General features: G+C 40.1%; 11 protein-coding genes. 1 reads left to right on the forward strand and 10 read right to left on the reverse strand.

The genetic code is table 11. From position 1 onward, the window contains the following. Positions 1–23: 23 nt before the first annotated feature. The 6 genes from BVH02_RS00730 to BVH02_RS00755 form a co-directional block, all read right to left on the reverse strand. Positions 24–2,054, reverse strand: coding sequence for a M3 family metallopeptidase (locus BVH02_RS00730; RefSeq protein WP_086497821.1), 2,031 nt, complete (start codon positions 2,052–2,054; stop codon positions 24–26). 23 nt (positions 2,055–2,077) lie between these two features. Next, a complete protein-coding gene (locus tag BVH02_RS00735) occupies positions 2,078–3,454 on the reverse strand; it encodes a tetratricopeptide repeat-containing protein (protein ID WP_143244163.1) in 1,377 nt (458 codons plus the stop codon). Positions 3,455–3,568: 114 nt separating this feature from the next. Continuing rightward, positions 3,569–5,998: a zinc-dependent metalloprotease gene (locus BVH02_RS00740; RefSeq protein ID WP_086497823.1), complete on the reverse strand. Its 2,430-nt coding sequence runs from the start codon at positions 5,996–5,998 to the stop codon at positions 3,569–3,571. 66 nt (positions 5,999–6,064) lie between these two features. After that, positions 6,065–8,062, reverse strand: coding sequence for a helix-hairpin-helix domain-containing protein (locus BVH02_RS00745; RefSeq protein ID WP_223271776.1), 1,998 nt, complete (start codon positions 8,060–8,062; stop codon positions 6,065–6,067). Positions 8,063–8,157: 95 nt separating this feature from the next. Further along, positions 8,158–8,979, reverse strand: a complete 822-nt coding sequence (locus BVH02_RS00750; protein ID WP_086497825.1) for a PorV/PorQ family protein — start codon at positions 8,977–8,979, stop codon at positions 8,158–8,160. Positions 8,980–9,397: 418 nt separating this feature from the next. Next, positions 9,398–10,858: a POTRA domain-containing protein gene (locus tag BVH02_RS00755; RefSeq protein ID WP_223271775.1), complete on the reverse strand. Its 1,461-nt coding sequence runs from the start codon at positions 10,856–10,858 to the stop codon at positions 9,398–9,400. A gap of 63 nt (positions 10,859–10,921) precedes the next feature. On the opposite strand from BVH02_RS00755, the gene yidD reads away from it, so the two are divergent. Further along, on the forward strand, positions 10,922–11,146 hold the full coding sequence (gene yidD / locus BVH02_RS00760; RefSeq protein ID WP_086497826.1) for a membrane protein insertion efficiency factor YidD: 225 nt from the start codon (positions 10,922–10,924) through the stop codon (positions 11,144–11,146). Here the strand turns inward: yidD and BVH02_RS00765 are convergent. From BVH02_RS00765 to fabF, 4 genes are read right to left on the reverse strand one after another with little or no spacing between them, the layout of a single operon-like run. Further along, positions 11,143–12,246, reverse strand: coding sequence for a prolipoprotein diacylglyceryl transferase (locus BVH02_RS00765; protein ID WP_086497827.1), 1,104 nt, complete (start codon positions 12,244–12,246; stop codon positions 11,143–11,145). The two genes, yidD and BVH02_RS00765, sit on opposite strands and share 4 nt — an antisense overlap. Before the next feature lie 11 nt (positions 12,247–12,257). Continuing rightward, complete coding sequence (gene nadE, locus BVH02_RS00770; protein ID WP_086497828.1) at positions 12,258–14,096, reverse strand: NAD(+) synthase; 1,839 nt, start codon at positions 14,094–14,096, stop codon at positions 12,258–12,260. A gap of 32 nt (positions 14,097–14,128) precedes the next feature. Next, a complete protein-coding gene (gene rnc / locus BVH02_RS00775) occupies positions 14,129–14,869 on the reverse strand; it encodes a ribonuclease III (RefSeq protein WP_086497829.1) in 741 nt (246 codons plus the stop codon). A gap of 8 nt (positions 14,870–14,877) precedes the next feature. After that, a complete protein-coding gene (fabF, locus tag BVH02_RS00780) occupies positions 14,878–16,128 on the reverse strand; it encodes a beta-ketoacyl-ACP synthase II (RefSeq protein ID WP_086497830.1) in 1,251 nt (416 codons plus the stop codon). Positions 16,129–16,133 lie beyond the last annotated feature (5 nt).

Genomic DNA, 16,133 nt, shown 5'->3' on the forward strand with positions numbered 1-16,133 from the left:
TGAGTAAAGAAAGTGAATTATTCCTATATCAATCCAGCTCTTTTCAGTAAAGCATTTTGTTTCGGTTCTCTCCCTCTAAATCGCTTATAGAGAATGGCCGGATGCTCGCTTCCGCCTGCAGCTAGAATGTTTTTCACGAAGGAATCAGCAGTAGATTTATCGAAAACGCCTTTTTCTTGGAACAATTCAAATGCATCAGCATCCAGAACCTCAGCCCATTTGTAGCTGTAATATCCTGAGGAGTATCCGCCTTGGAAAATATGTGAAAATGAAGTGCTCATAAGCGTTCCTGGTACTTTAGGAAGTAAATCGGTAGCCTTCATCACCCCTTCTTCAAAGTCGAAAATGCTACTGATTCCACTTGGATCGTTGCTATGATAGGACATGTCCAAGAGGCTAAAACTGATTTGTCTTACCGTCTGATAGCCCTGTTGAAAATTAGAAGCGTTCTTGATCTTCTCTATTAGGTCTTCAGGGATTTTCTCTCCTGTTTCATAGTGTTTTGCAAATAGATCCAAGCACTCTTTTTCATAACACCAGTTTTCGAAAATCTGAGAAGGCAACTCGACAAAATCCCAGAATACGCTCGTTCCGGAAAGTGACTCATATGTTCCTTTCGCCATCATCCCATGAAGTGCATGTCCAAATTCGTGGAAAAGTGTAGTCACCTCATTGAAAGTCAGTAAGCTTGGCTTAGACTTGGTAGGCTTAGTGAAGTTGCATACGATGGAAACATGTGGGCGGATATCTTCCGAACCCTTGATGCTTTGGCCTTTATAGCTCGTCATCCATGCACCATTTCTTTTGCCAGGACGAGGGAAATAATCCGCATAAAATACAGATAGATGTTTGCCATCTTTATCTTTCACTTCATATGCAGTGACATCTTTATGGTAAAGAGGAATTTCTGGATTTATGGTGAATGTTATTCCGAAAAGCTTCTCAGCTGTTTGGAAAACTCCATCTATTACCTTTTCTAACTGAAAATAGGGACGAAGCAACTCATCGTCGAGTGAATATTTTTCCTTTTTCAGTAATTCTGAATAGTAGGCAAAATCCCATTTTTTCAAGTCTTCGAGTCCATCTAATTCCTTTGCAAAAGCCTCCAATTCTTTCATCTCAGCAATAGCCTTAGGTTTGGCTTTTTCAAGTAAGGAATTCAAAAATGAGATGACTTGATCTGGGCTTTTGGCCATACGCTCTTCGAGCACAAAATCTGCGTGGCTTTTATAGCCCAGCAACACGGCACGTGTATGACGCAGCTTTAGGAGTTCTTTGATAATATCCTGATTATCCAGTTCATCACCTTTGGCGCATTTTGAACTACTAGCCATGAATAGTGTCTCTCGTAGCGCTCTATTTTTCGCATAGGTCATAGCTGGAATGTAACTCGGGTAATCTAGCGTAAAAGCCCATTTTCCTGACTCACCTTTTTCCTCGGCGATTTGAGCAGCAGCTTCTTTGATTCCTTCTGGCAGTCCATCCAAGTCAGATTCCTGAGCTACGATATGCACAAATTTGTTGGTCTCAGCGAGAACATTTTCTCCAAATTTCAGAGAAACTTGAGCTAATTCTTGGTCTATTCTTCTAAGCTGATCTATTTTTTCCCCCGTGAGTTTTGCTCCGTTTCTCACGAAAGATTTATAAGTCTTTTCGAGCAAAGTGGTTTGCTCTGTAGTTAGAGTTAGCTGTTCTTTTTGTTCAAAAACCTTTGCTACATGCTGGAATAAAACCTGATCAAGTAATATGTCATTGGCATGCGCTGTCAAGAGTGGTGATATTTCCCTAGCTAGCGATTGAATTTCTTCATTGGTTTCAGCAGAGTTAAGGTTAAAAAAAATACCTGTCAATATGCCAAGACGTTTTCCAGAACTGTCTAGTGCTTCAATCGTATTTTTAAAGGTCGGATGAGTTTCCCCTTTAATTTTAGAAATATCCTCTTTAGCTTCAACAATAGCAGCTTTTATAGCTGGAAGATAATGTGAAGGGCTGATTTGGTCAAAAGGAGCAGTTTTAAATGGAGTGGAGAAATCCACCAATAAAGGGTTGGTCATAGCACTTAAATAGTTTGCCTTATTTAAACTGGAGCTTTCCAAGAAGGTTCCATCAGATGGCCTACTTTATTCAATTCCGCCGCTAATTTACCCATTTGTGCTGTAAAGCTTTCCCACATCCAGATTGGATGCGAATTTATTTTGGCCAGCTCCATGTTTTTTTTATACTCAGCAAAATTTCCCAATCCAAAATTTGCTTCTGCTCTATTAGCAGAAATCCAAAATTTTTGGGCATTATAATATTCTTGTAATTCTTGACCGGCTTTTGTACCATCGCTTACTCTAGCGGCATCATTTTTTTCTTTTTCTAAGAAAATAGGCCAGTCTCTATCACATAAATACAGCACACGCCTCCAAGTTCTTTTTGCCATCACCAAATCAGCCATTCTTTCTATATCACTAGTTGCAAGTCCTGAATTTGCCCGATATACATTTACCAAGGCCAGGTTGATTCCATTATAGCGATTATTCAGTGTGTAATAGCTGCGCAAAAAATAGAGTAGGGATTCTTCCAAATGTATATCTCCTTCACCAGATTCATACAACTTTTTCTTGACTGTACCAGCTAAGGATACCGTTTCAGGGTCATTGGTATGTGCCAAATTGATTGATTCAAGCAGCTTCATTGATTCTTCAAGTGAGCTAATCAAGTTAGGCTTAGCTGTTTTGTAGGTTGCAAAGGCTAAGCGATGAACTAAATAGATATCTGGTTGCGTAGAATTTAAATTGGCCAAGACGACGGCAGTCTGAAATAACAGTTTAGCCTTTTCAAATTCTTTCTCTTCAATTAGGTCCTCTGCATCTTGAATAATTTTTGAAAGGGCATTTCCTGTTTCTATTGGAATAGCCTCTGTCTCAGTGATTTTCTCTACGGCTGCTTCTATTGCCTCTTGAATTTGTGGCGGAATCAGTGCATTCAGATAAGTATATACTGGACTGTCAGCTTCATCTTTGTTGATTACCGCATCGATCTGCTTGCTTAATCCCTCTTTAAAGCGCTCAGCTTCTTCAATATCTATAGCATCACCGAGATGGTTGTACTTATTGATCACCACATGATTTAGGTCAAATGGATATACAAGTTTGTCTTCAGATATCACTATCGTGGTAAAAGGGCGCAATGCATGTCGGATTCCGAGTTCATAAATTGCATTACTGTTGGAAGTGGAGAGATCAGCTATCACCAAGTCAGCCATCAAAAGCTCTTTGTACATTTGCACATCAATAGAGCCAGAGTGGAGTATTTCGTCAGCGCGTACGCATTCGATTCCTTTGGATTCCACCACAGGTTTGATCAGATATTTATAAGATTTATTTAGGTCAAGCTTTCTGCCACTTACGTAATCTGTTTTAGTGCCAAAACCCATCACAACAAAACACCTCTTTCTCGCATCAGTCATAAAAATATAAGATTATTGAATTCAATATAAACTTTATCTTTCTCGCGTTCAATTGATAAAAAAAATAAAAGCTGACAATTACGCCAGCTTTTATACTATTTCACTCAAACTCTACTAGAATTCAAAATCACAACTAATTTCAGACATACCTATCGGTGAGCCATCTGGGGCTTTTAAGGTTTCCTGTACAATTAGCTCCTCAGGTAGATTCAAAAAAGCATAGGCTTTTGCACCCAAATAATTTCGGTGCTGAGTAGAAGCTTTACCAGCCATGCCTACTACTTCTTTGGAGACTGCAAAATAACCTAATCTCCCTCTCGCAATCGCTCTGATGGTATTTGAGACATCTGCATTCTTGGCTAAAGCAATTAAATGATCTATATATTTTGATTGTGTCATGAGAATTAACTCTTGATTGATGTCCTCTGTGTTGTAAGCTTTGAAGAGTTGTTTTTCAACAGTGGTAAGCATCTCATTTAAACCAAATAAATTGTTTTGCTGCAAATGCTGAAGGTAAATTCTACTTACTCTAGCCCCATCTAGCATAAACTCAAATGTAAGATCTACTATGCTTTCAGCTGGTGCTATTGGATCAAAAATTGGATTAACTCTTGAAACAAATGTCTCTCTACTTCTACCATAGCCAAAAGGTCTAGGAGGAATTAATTTTAAGATATGATCAGGAACTCGGAGTTGATCTGGGGAAACAGTTAAGAGGAGAGCTTTAAGAGCTGCTTCCTGATCCGCCGAATTTACCCATCCGTGGTTTGGTTGATTGTCGCCTTTTATTTTATACCGATAATCCACGCCCCCCAACAATTTGCTAGCTGCTTCGATTTGAAATCTATGCATCAAATAAAGTGGCACAAAAACCTCCTCTAATAGTGCTGTGGGTTGTCCTTCTGGGATAGCATTCAAGCCAAAAGTTTTCATTCTATTTTCTCTAAGGCTCAGCATCCGTACCAATTCCTCAGAAGCAGAACCGCCGTTATCCCAAAGATGGGATGTAGGATGCGCTCCACTTTTACTTCTTGAGTCAGAATCGGTGATGAATTGATGACCAGCATCATAGGTGTCTTCCAGCATTTTGGTGAGGAAAGTAGCTTCTTCTTCTCCCTGAGGAATCGATGCATAACCGTATTTGACTGCCCATTTATCCCAATCTCCGATTTTGTCATCATAAGAACTGCCTAGATCAAGACTTCCATCTGCTGCTTCTGTGATCATAGGATAAGGGTAATCCATTACCGAAGAGCGATTATTAGCTGAGGTAGCATAGCTATGAGCTATACCAATCGTATGACCAATTTCGTGAGCGGATAGTTGTTTCAATCGAGCTACAGCAAGTTCGAGCATTTTAGGATTTGCCGGTGCGCCATCTTCGAAGGGCTGCAACAATCCCTGAGCGATTAAAAAGTCCTGTCTCACACGAAGCGATCCTAAGGATACATGACCTTTCATTATCTCTCCCGTTCGTGGATCTCTTATACTTGCGCCGTAAGACCAGCCGCGTGTAGATCGATGCACCCATTGGATCACATTGTATCTTACATCCATCAGGTCCATTCCTTCAGGGGCAAGTTCCACACGGAAAGCATTGATATACCCAGCGGCTTCAAAAGCCTGATTCCACCAGTTTCCTCCATCGATCAAAGCCGAAGCTACAGGTTCTGGAGTTCCTCTATCAAGATAATAAACAATTGGCTCGACGGCTTCTGACATCGCAGCGCTAGGGTCTTTCTTTTCCAATCGATGTCGGGAAATGAATCGCTTCATGATAGGTTCAGAGATTGGCGTAGTGAAATCCATGTAGGAAATACTTCCAAATCCTGCTCTAGGATCAAATACTCTAGGCTCATACTTGTCATCTGGGAGTTCGATGAATGAGTGACGCTGACGTACCGTAACTGCATCTGCCGAAGGTGTTACCGACCTTAGATTCGCACCCGTAGCTTGACCCGTCAAGGTAATTGTCATTTCCACTTCAGTATTCTGAGGGAAATTTTTGGTCATAGGGAAATACAAACCTGAGCGACTGGCATCAGGCCTAAACGTTCCTTGGCGACTTCTAGTCAAAGTTTCTCCTACTCCATGGACATCCTGAAGATAGAAATTGGTGGCATCTACGATTAATTTATCTCCATCTTTCTGTGCAATCTCAAATCCCCAAAGAATAGATTCTGCGAAAGCATCCTGGATAGATTGAACTTCTGCTGGATTATCAGAATAAGCTCTGAAATCGTAGTTTTTATGGACAAGGAAAAGCTTGTTCCCTGATTTCCTGAATTCCACAATTCTTGTGTCTCCCAATTGCCCGCGATCCAAGCCGATATCATTGGATCCTATACCAGCGGTAAGGGAGCTGACATAAAGAAATTCCCATTCCAGCTTGTCGATTTCTAAGTAGATTTTACCTTTTTCCTCATCTAGGTAAAAGGGGATGAATCCATCTTTCTTGCTCAATTTACTGATGTCAAGGTTTTGAGCATAAGCAAAATTCAGCGAAAAAAGGAGCAGGAAAGTAAGTCCAAGTGATCTTTTCATAATTCGATGTGGTTTGGGTACAAATTATTAAAAAAGAAGGCTCTGGCTGGTACCATTGATGGAAATTTATCGATGAAGCATGTAGCGAAGCAGCACAGTCGTTTCACTTTGTATGGAACCAGAGATCTCTTGTAGCCCTGAGCTGATGACTTCTCGGTCTGTGTAGGCTGTTCTTGAAAAACGAAAATAGGTCGTGAATTGCGAATTGATTTTGTATTGTGCTAGCAAATAGTAACGCATTCCCTGGCCCGAGAATGCTGGAATGGAGAATGTCCACAACACGTTGTTTTCGAAAGCATAGAGCCTTGTATCGTAATCATCGGTATCAAATAGTGCTACTCTGCCCGTGACTCTGAATTTACTGAAACTGTATTGCGCATCTTGGAGAATCATGAATCCACTGGATTTTTGATCATTGAAGTTTACTCTACTGAATAGGATTCTAGATCGAAAAAAGAATGTTTTGCTGACTTGATATTCCAGACTGAGCAATCCATTTATTTTATTCAATGGTCGGATTTGATAGGGCAGGGCAGGTTCTCCAGAATCTGATAGGTTTCGGTCTTTTTGTTCTTCTCGGATTTGAAGAAATGCAGTTAGATTTCTCTTGGGTTGGAAAGTCAACCTACCTAGCCATTCATAGCCTTTAGAAGGTGCATAAACTCGATATCGAAGCCAAGGGAATTTGAAATAGTCATAATAGAAATTAATTTTCCATTTGGGAATTGGTTTGATCGAAATTCCTAGATACACTGCTTGTTCATTGACTGGTCTCGTGCTTTCGGAAAATGAATTTGCATAGAAACTATGGAAGTCTTTGTCGTATTTTCTCCATAGTAGGGAGAAGTCTACCTCTTTGCTCAGACTGGATATAAAACCCAGCACGTTGCCTCTACCTGCTGATTGCGAGATAGCAGATTCTCCGAATAGAAAGAAGTTTTTCCAATTGTAATTCAAGTATATACTCCCCACCTGATTGCTTTTTCCCGCAAAATCAAACTGGTTATATAGCGTGGGTTCCTTGATCCATGAGCGATCAAATTTTGTAAATAGATAGTTGGAGCCAGCTTGAAGCTTGCCTGATGTAAATTGGATATTTCCCCCTAGGTTTATCTCTCTGAATTGGTTTTTGGTTTCCAGCTCACTGCTTGTACGATGCAATCCACTTTGATTGAATGAACTAATTGTCAAATCTTCCTTACTAAGTGTGTCTAGGGAGCTTGAAGTTCGACCGTCTCTTGGGGCATAAGATGCTATCAAACTGCTTTGCCACTTCCCACTTTGATAAGTAATTCCAGCTCCACGGAAAAAGCCAAATTCTAATGCAGCAGTATAAGGTAATATCCCAATACTACTTCTGCGAACGGTAGGTACTGTTTCAGCACCCTTGCCTAGTGAGTATCCTGCTCCAAATACCAGCCCTTGTCCAAATTGAGCTTGAAAATCTCCCAGGGCTATAGTTTTCCATTTACCTACATAATACTTGGTAAAGTGAAATGATAAAAAGTTGAAACCGTATCTCGCTGTTTTCCCATCCCAAGTAAATGGTTCGCCAGGATCTTTGTCCAAGGTAAAGCCAAGGCTGAAATCCCGGGAATGCTGGATTCGGAATCTAAGATAGAACTCGTTTGGATCTCCTAAATACCTGCTGGAGATCTTCCCTGTAGAACTTGTGTCTGGAGGAGTGAAACCTTTGCGTGTTTCCCATGTTCGACGATGGCGAAGTATGAAATATGCCTGCTCTTCTGTTGTAATACGCTTCCAAAAAGTTTGAGTTTGATTTGAAGATCCTGCGCCCAAAGTTAAAAATGGAAGAATCTGTTCGATAGTTTTTAGATCAAATCCTGGGACTGCTTGAAGTTCGTAGAGTGAAATCAACATTCCAAACTTGGCCCTATAGGAGATTAAGTTGCTGATCTGTAGCGGATCAAGTAAGTAGCTTCCTGCCAGTATTTCAGCACTTGCTCGATTGACATCAATGGGATTCAGATAAAGTTGAAGCAACACTTCATAAATGGATTCGTAATCCAAATCCTCATCTTGAACTGGAAATAGTCGCTCCATGAATGACTCTAAATTTATTTCCTGTTTTGGAGGTACTTGTGCAAAAGCATACGAAGTCAGAGAACAATATAGAATCGCTATGAGTATAAGCGACTTCATTTCTCAGCTAGTGAAAAGTTAAGGCTCAGGTGATTGGTACTGCCTATCGCTTGGTTTTGTCCGTATGCATAATCCAAAGTAAAGCGAGATGAATTCAACCCGATCCCAAAAAACATTCTACTCGGATTACTATTGATTCCTGTACGGAGGAATATCCAGTTTTTGATTCCGTACTCTAATCCAACTTTTACTACCGGTTTAATTTGTATGTCTTTTTCTATTTCGAGGTGTAGTTCAAGTTGAGGGATAGGTGAGTAGAATACGCCCAAACTCACACCTGTGGGTAGTCTTGTTTCAGAATCTTTGGAGATCTTGGAGCGGTTTAGATTTGAAATACTAGCTCCAATGGAGAACTGAGAACTTAGCTCTGCCATTCCTCCAAGACTAAAAATAATGCTATTGCCATTTCCAAACCCTTCTATTTGAGTCTGAAACCATTCCAGCTTGCCTCCGACACAGACTATGCCCAACTGATTTGCGAAAGCTAAGCCTAAGGATTGCTGGTTAAATAATTTCCCTCCAAACCTGGAAATTCCAAGCCCCAGTGTCCCATCTTTTATTTTCCAGGCACCCACTAAATCTACTGTGCTTAATTCATTTAGTCCAAATCGATTGTCATAGCCCACCGAAATCGCTGAAGCTTCCAGATGTGCAAGCCCGCCGGGATTATTGAAATAGCTCCAGGTATCCATTCCGTGCACGCGAAGATTGCCCATGGCCTGGCTCCTAGCTCCATGCACTTGAGTTAGTGGATCTGTCTGTGCTATTGTATAGAAATGCAGAAACAGCAGGAAGCAGGAAAAAGTCAATTGCTTCATAATGAATCGAAAAAAAAGTCTTAACTAATTTAGTTAAAATCTTAATATTCAATTCAAAAGAATAGGATAAATTTTATTTATATCAGCTACTGTTGCACTAGCCAAAATTATTGTAAATCTAAATTCATGAATGGTTCGAAAACTGCTACGCTTTTTAAAACTGAGATATCATGATTCTGAATTTGAAGCAATAGGATGTATTACCTAATTTAAAAAGCTTTCATTTCTTCATATACATCACTCTGAATAAACACATTAGATTTTACGATTAATTTTTAGTCAAACAGGTCGCAAATCTCAAAGGCAAATTATATTGAAAGTTATACGTCTTGTATTGCTAGACTTAGCGGAGTTGAAGTGATGATATGACCGTTGTAGGATACTTATTTTCAATTTGAATTTTCCAGAATAAATCTATTTAGAATGGCGCAGAAAAGTTGAAAAATAAGTTGCCTTCTTTGCTGTTATTCATAGAATATTCAAAACGGAAAACCATATCGTAAAAACCAATCAAATCTATTCCAGTGCCATATCCCATTAAGTATTTATTGGCAAGTCGTGAATTCTCAGGAATGTTATTTCGGTCTTTCACATAGCCATGGTCAAAATTTGCACTTAGGTAAAGACGAATTGGAATCGTACTGAATTGCTCAAGTTTCATCATGTTGGAAATATCTATTTCCCAATCGACAAATTTCCATCTAAAACTATTTTTGTGGACGTAGAGTTGTTGACCTTCTACCACGTTTAGCTCATAACCCCGAATGAAATTAGGACTATATCCTATACCTCTCACCAATGGGTATGGCTGACTTTCACTCAAAAACCAGTTTGCTGTAAGTCCTGTATTAAAGTGGAATTTATCAGAGATCTTTATATACTTGTTTGCTGTAATATTCACTTCTACTTCATCTAATTCGTCTGTGAATATGATTCCATACTTGGTAAGTGAAAACTGAAGTAGTTCCCCATCAGTGGCATAGGAGACATTGTCTCTTCTATCATGCCTGAAAGTATATGTTGCAAATGCGTATCTCAGATTATTGCCTCCGTGCTGGAAATATTCAGGGTTTTCTGTCAATATTTCATCAGCGACCCACGTTGAGCTATAACCTAAGCTCAAAAAGTGATAATTATAATAGCTTCGTCTATAAGTATATCTAAGAGCTGCAACAAAGCTTTTCTTAATTATATCCTCATTTTCATCCGTGTAAAATACCTGCTTATTGTATAGGGATTTTATCGCAACGGTTTTGTTTTCTTTATAAGAAAGCTGAACACCTAATCCATGTTTCTGTTTTTTGTCTATATATGGTTTGCTGTACTGAAGATCCAAAGCTTTGGTAAAGCCTAATTGACCTGCAAACTTTAGCTTCTCATTGCGACCTCCCACATTACTATGGCTTAATCGTAGGCCATAGTTTACTCTTGAAAAACTGTGATTCTGATTAGTCCACCATTCCGAGAAATTTCTGTCTGCAAGCTCAAAAATGATCTGTGGCAATATATACCAGCGCTCTTTTACTGTTAGAAGGATTTCCACTTCATTGTTCCCTGTTATCAATGGTGTAATTTCTACAGAGGTAAAAAGCCTAAGGTTGTAAATCTTCTTCTGATCAGCTGTTAAAATTTCTAATAAGGTATTCCAGTCGTAATAATAGTCAGTAGTAAAATCCAATTCTCTAAGAATTACAGACTTTTTTGTCTTTACATTTCCTATGATGAAAATATTATTGACTTTTACGCTATCAGGGGAATTGGTAATTGCGGGCGCTAAAGAGGTGTCGCCTTGAGCAAAGGAAATACTGTCTCCTGTCTCCAGAATGAGAGCTAAGAATAGTATGCAGAAATAAAGGATATTTGAGTTCTTGATTATCAAGAGGGAATTCAGAAAGGTTATTATTGGTTACTTACGCAGTTACCACAATTTTAGGACTAATTCATGGCAAAATCCATACTTCGAAAGATAGCTATATTTCCAGTACTGGTATATCAATACACCATTTCTCCCTTGCTTCCTTCCAGCTGTAGATTTACGCCGACTTGTAGTCAGTACATGAAGGAGGCTATATTGAAGCATGGAGTTTTCAGTGGAGGTTGGATGGGGTTAAAGCGAATAGTCCGTTGCCACCCTTGGGGAGGCCACGGGCATGATCCTATACCTTAGTTTTTGATAGGTTTAAGGCCTTTTTGAAGTGCTAGAACTACGAGCACTACTCCAGCGATCACAAGTGGAACACTAAGTATTTGCCCCATGTTGAAGGCCATACCTTCTTCGAAATCCACTTGACTTTCTTTGAAAAACTCCCAAATAAAGCGCATTCCGAATACTGATATAAGGAAAATCCCAAGTAAAATACCTTCCGGCAATCTTTCTTTGTATTTGTTCCAAAGGGCGTAAAGTACCAAGAAAATCACAAAATAGGAGAGTGACTCGTAGATTTGAGTTGGATGCTTAGATCTGCCAAATGTTTTGACTGTCACCAAATAGTGATCGCCTTTGTCAGCTATAGTCATATCCAGAGGACTTTCTATAGGCTCCGCCAAATATTCCTGACTGGAGCTGAACTGAGTCAAAGCATACTTAATATCTCTTCTCAGTGTACTTTCTAATTCTTCCAATGAATAAGATCCTTTGTTGATAGCTAGATCAATATTCAACGGTACTATGCCATTGCCTACCAACTCATTCTGCCGGTCATCAGGCTTATATGGGTCGATTGACTCAATTGGCACTTTCAATGTAGAGAGTAATTCTTCTGTGTCCCAAGCGTAAACTATCCCGTAATCAGAGCCAGTGTCTTTTCCGCCGATTTCCGAATTCATTAAGTTTCCAAATCGAATCAAAGCACCCGTCAGTGCGGTAACAATCACAATACGGTCAACTACCCATAGGTAACTCTGACCGGGAGTTTTTTTGGCATATAGCCATAATGCGATCAGAATAGCTATGGCTGCTCCATGACTTGCAAGACCACCTTCCCAAACTTTTAGGATATCGATCGGATTGCTTAGGTATTTTGCAGGCTCATAGAAAAGTACGTGACCAAGTCTAGCACCTACGATGGTGGCTACCACCATGTAAATAGTTAATTTGTCTACCAATTCGGGATTTTGACCCTCCTTCTTAAAGAAGTAAACCATGAACTGCTGTGAAATGACAAAGCCAGCAGCGAACAGCAGACTATACCAAGGTGGTCTTTCCCAGCCGTGAATGACAGCAGGATTAGCATCCCAGACCATATAATTCATGATTAAATCAAGCATAGTTGAATGTTTTAAAGTTGATCTAGTTGTGCAAGTTCTTCTGCAAATCCCCCAGACAAAATAGGGAATCTGTACCAGGTTTTTGGATCCACATTGAACTCATCCAAATGGAAGGAAGGAGCAAGACGTTCTCTTTTCCACTGATTGCGGGACCAAAGTTGGAAGAATTTTTTGATATAGCCTTTTAAAGTGGCCGAATCCAATTCGAGATCATCCGAAAGAATATGATAAACATCCATTGGGGAACGCCGATCTCGGATGGCAAGTTTTTCAATTTCTACGATTATAGCGTAGGGCATCAAATCTTTTTCATCCGTTTGGGTTCTCTCTAGTGGACGCAGTTCGGCTGAGGGTTGCAATGAATTTACTTTCGCGAGTCCAGGACGATCAAGGTTTTTCTCAGCCCAGCTTAGCCAGTTTAGGATGAATTGTTTATCTACGGCAGCTATCGGAGAAATACTTCCTGACGTGTCACCATCCATCGTAGCATATCCCACATCTCCTTCACTTCTGTTCGAAGTAGTGAGGAGTAAAGCATTGTTAATGTTTGCCAGCATCCAGATGATAGGTGAGCGGGTTCTGGCTTGAATATTCTGGAGCGTGATATCATCCAGCTCCCAAGTTAATTTCCTACCTATTGCATTTTCAATTTTCGAGGTGTAGGAATTCACTTCCTCATCGATTTCCCAATGATAGAAAGTTGCGCCAATACTTTCCGCCAAGAATTTAGCAGACGAAAATGTGTCGTTGGAGGAGTTTTTGGTTCCTTGATAAGCAGTTGTTAAAAGCTGTTTCATCAATTCTTGCTCTGGATTCTGTGAGATTGGAAAGTTTTTTATTCCAGCTTTTTTGCAAAAATCTTCCAGTCCCAATTCGCCTATTCCACGCTTCACCATTTCGGCTACCAAGATGGCTATCGAAGAAGAATCAGCACCTCCAGAAAGAGAAAGAACAAAACCATTGCTTCGACTTTTTCTCATATAATCGAAAAGTGCTAAAGCTGAAGCTTGTACAAATTCCTCATTTTTTGAAATAATAGGTGCTATTTTCTGCGTTTTGGGAGCTAGAAAAAAGCTACATACCTGAAAATCTTCAAATGAGAGTAGCCTGTTTCGTGAGAGTAATTCTCCTGATTTGGCAAGTAGGATCTCCCCGTCAAAAATCATCCGACCAGATTCATTCCCAAGCAAATTTGCATAGCAATAATAGCAGTCGAATGCAGCAGAACTTTCTTCAATCAACTCTTTGCGAAGCGCTGTCTTGCCCATTGCAAAATGACTTGCACTTGGATTGAAAATCAGATCAACTTTGCGATCACAAAGTTGATAGCCGGGTCTCAATTTACCTCTCCAGGCATCTTCACAGATCTCGAATCCATAGTGAATATTTTTGTGATGGAAAGTTAAATCTCCAAGCGGGATAAGCTGCTCTTGAAATTCGATCTCGATTATTTCATTTGCTTTCCAAGGAGTAAACCAGCGAAATTCATAATGAACTCCGTCGATAGCCATGAATTGCTTGGCTACAAAACCTTTAACTTCACCATCTTCGATGACAGCTACACAGTTGAAAACTTTATCCTGAATTCTTACCGGCAATCCTACTGCTATCGTTATTCCTTTGCAATATGGGAGCAATAGAGCGAGCTGAGACGTTGCTTTCTTTGGATACCAATAGCTTAAAAATAAATCTTCAGATCCATATCCTGTGATTGCCAGTTCTGGCAGGCAGAGGATTTCTACCGCTTGTTTTTTCGCTTCTTCGATAGCCAGAATAATTCTATTAAGATTTCCTGACCAGTCTAATGGCGTTTGATTGACGGTTGCTCCAGCGATTTTTATTGAAGACATGAATTGGATTAGTTGAACCTGAAATTACTCAGCTAGGTGGCAATTTTAAGTGTTTCGCAGGCATTTTTGGATGCTTCCTGTTCTGCTTTCTTTTTGGTACTCCCTTTTCCTTGAGCTATTTCAACACCTGCCACCTGCAAAGAGACATTAAATTCTTTGAATCGTTGGTTACCAATTACGCTAAGTACCACGTATTCCACATCCTTATTTTCCTTTTGTGACCACTCGATGATTTTGCTTTTGTAATTAGTGGTGGTAGCGATCATATTCTCCACATCAAAGTGAAGAAGGATTCTTTGGATGATAAATTTTTTGGTGAAATGGTACCCTTTGTCTAGATAAATGGCCCCAAGAAAAGCCTCAAGCATATCACCATACAGCGATTTATTTCCTGTAAAGTGGCGCTCTCCAATCTCCATGTCTAAGGCTTTTCGTAATCCAATTTTGATCCCAGTATCATTGAGTGTCTCTCTGTTTACCAGTTTAGATCGTGTTTCGGTGAGAAAGCCTTCGTCTCGGAAAGGATATTTCTGAAAAAGGAATTCGGCGATGACAGCCCCCAAAATTGCATCTCCTAAGAATTCCAAGCGCTCATTTGAAAGTCGAAAACCTTGGGACGTTTCCTCGCCAAGTCCAGATGGCGTAAGAGCAAGCCTGTAAAGCGATAAATTAAAAGGCCTGCTTCCGATCATCAATTTGATCGAAGTAGCAAGCCTTTTGTCTTTTTCACTTAAGAATAAATTATTAAACCCGATTCTTTGAAATAATTTCAAAATTCAGATTATTTATATTTTTTGAAAATTACTGAACAATTATGTCCACCAAATCCAAAAGTATTGCTCAACGCATAATTAATTTCTCTCTCTTGCGCTTTGTTGAAAGTCATATTTAATCTTGGATCAAAAGCTTCATCGTCCTCGAAGTGGTTGATCGTAGGAGGTACTATGCCTTTATTCATGGCAAAAATACATGCGATGGCTTCAATAGCACCAGCTGCCCCTAGCAAGTGGCCAGTCATTGACTTGGTACTGCTTATGTTAAGCTTGTAAGCATGATCGCCAAAGACTTGTTGAATTGCCTTTACTTCACCCAAATCACCAAGAGGAGTAGAGGTGCCATGTACATTGATGTAATCAATATCTTCTGGCTTAAGTCCAGCGTCTTCCAAAGCAATTTTCATTACACTACTTGCTCCCAAACCGTCTGGATGTGGAGCTGTAATATGGTGGGCATCAGCAGTCATTCCGCCACCCACAAGTTCTGCGTAGATTTTGGCACCACGTGCTTTAGCGTGCTCGTATTCTTCAAGGATTAAAGCTCCAGCTCCTTCTCCTAACACGAATCCGTCCCTGTCTTTGTCAAACGGCCTCGAGGCAGTTTGGGGGGATTCGTTACGTTGGGATAATGCCTTCATAGCATTAAATCCACCAACACCCGCTTCGGTAACTGCTGCTTCTGAACCACCGCTGATAAAAATATCAACTTTGCCCATTCTGATGTATGTGAATGCATCGATTAGGGCATTGGTACCGGAAGCACATGCAGAAACTGTCACAAAGTTTGGACCGCGAAAACCATATTTAATTGATAGAAAGCCAGCGCTGATATCAGCAATCATCTTTGGGATAAAGAACGGATTAAAACGAGGCGTCCCGTCTCCAGTGGAGAAGGCCGTTACTTCATCTTGGAAAGTTCTTAAGCCCCCAATTCCAGATCCCCAGATTACTCCAGCTCTTGATTTATCGATTTTTTCTAGATCCAATCCTGAGTCTTTCATGGCTTCCTCAACAGAAATCATGGCGTACTGAGTGAAAGGATCCATTTTCCGCGCTTCTTTTCTATCCATAAATTGCTCTACATCGAGGTTTTTAACCTCACAAGCAAATTGTGTTTTGAAGAGGGAAGCGTCGAATTTGGTGATCGGTGCAGCACCGCTCACACCAGTAGACAGACCGTGCCAGAATTCCTCTGCGGTATTGCCTATTGGTGTGAGAGCACCTATACCTGTTACAACAACTCTTTTTAAATTCATGGAAT

The sequence above is a fragment of the Algoriphagus ratkowskyi genome (assembly GCF_002150505.1).
Lineage (GTDB): Bacteria > Bacteroidota > Bacteroidia > Cytophagales > Cyclobacteriaceae > Algoriphagus > Algoriphagus ratkowskyi.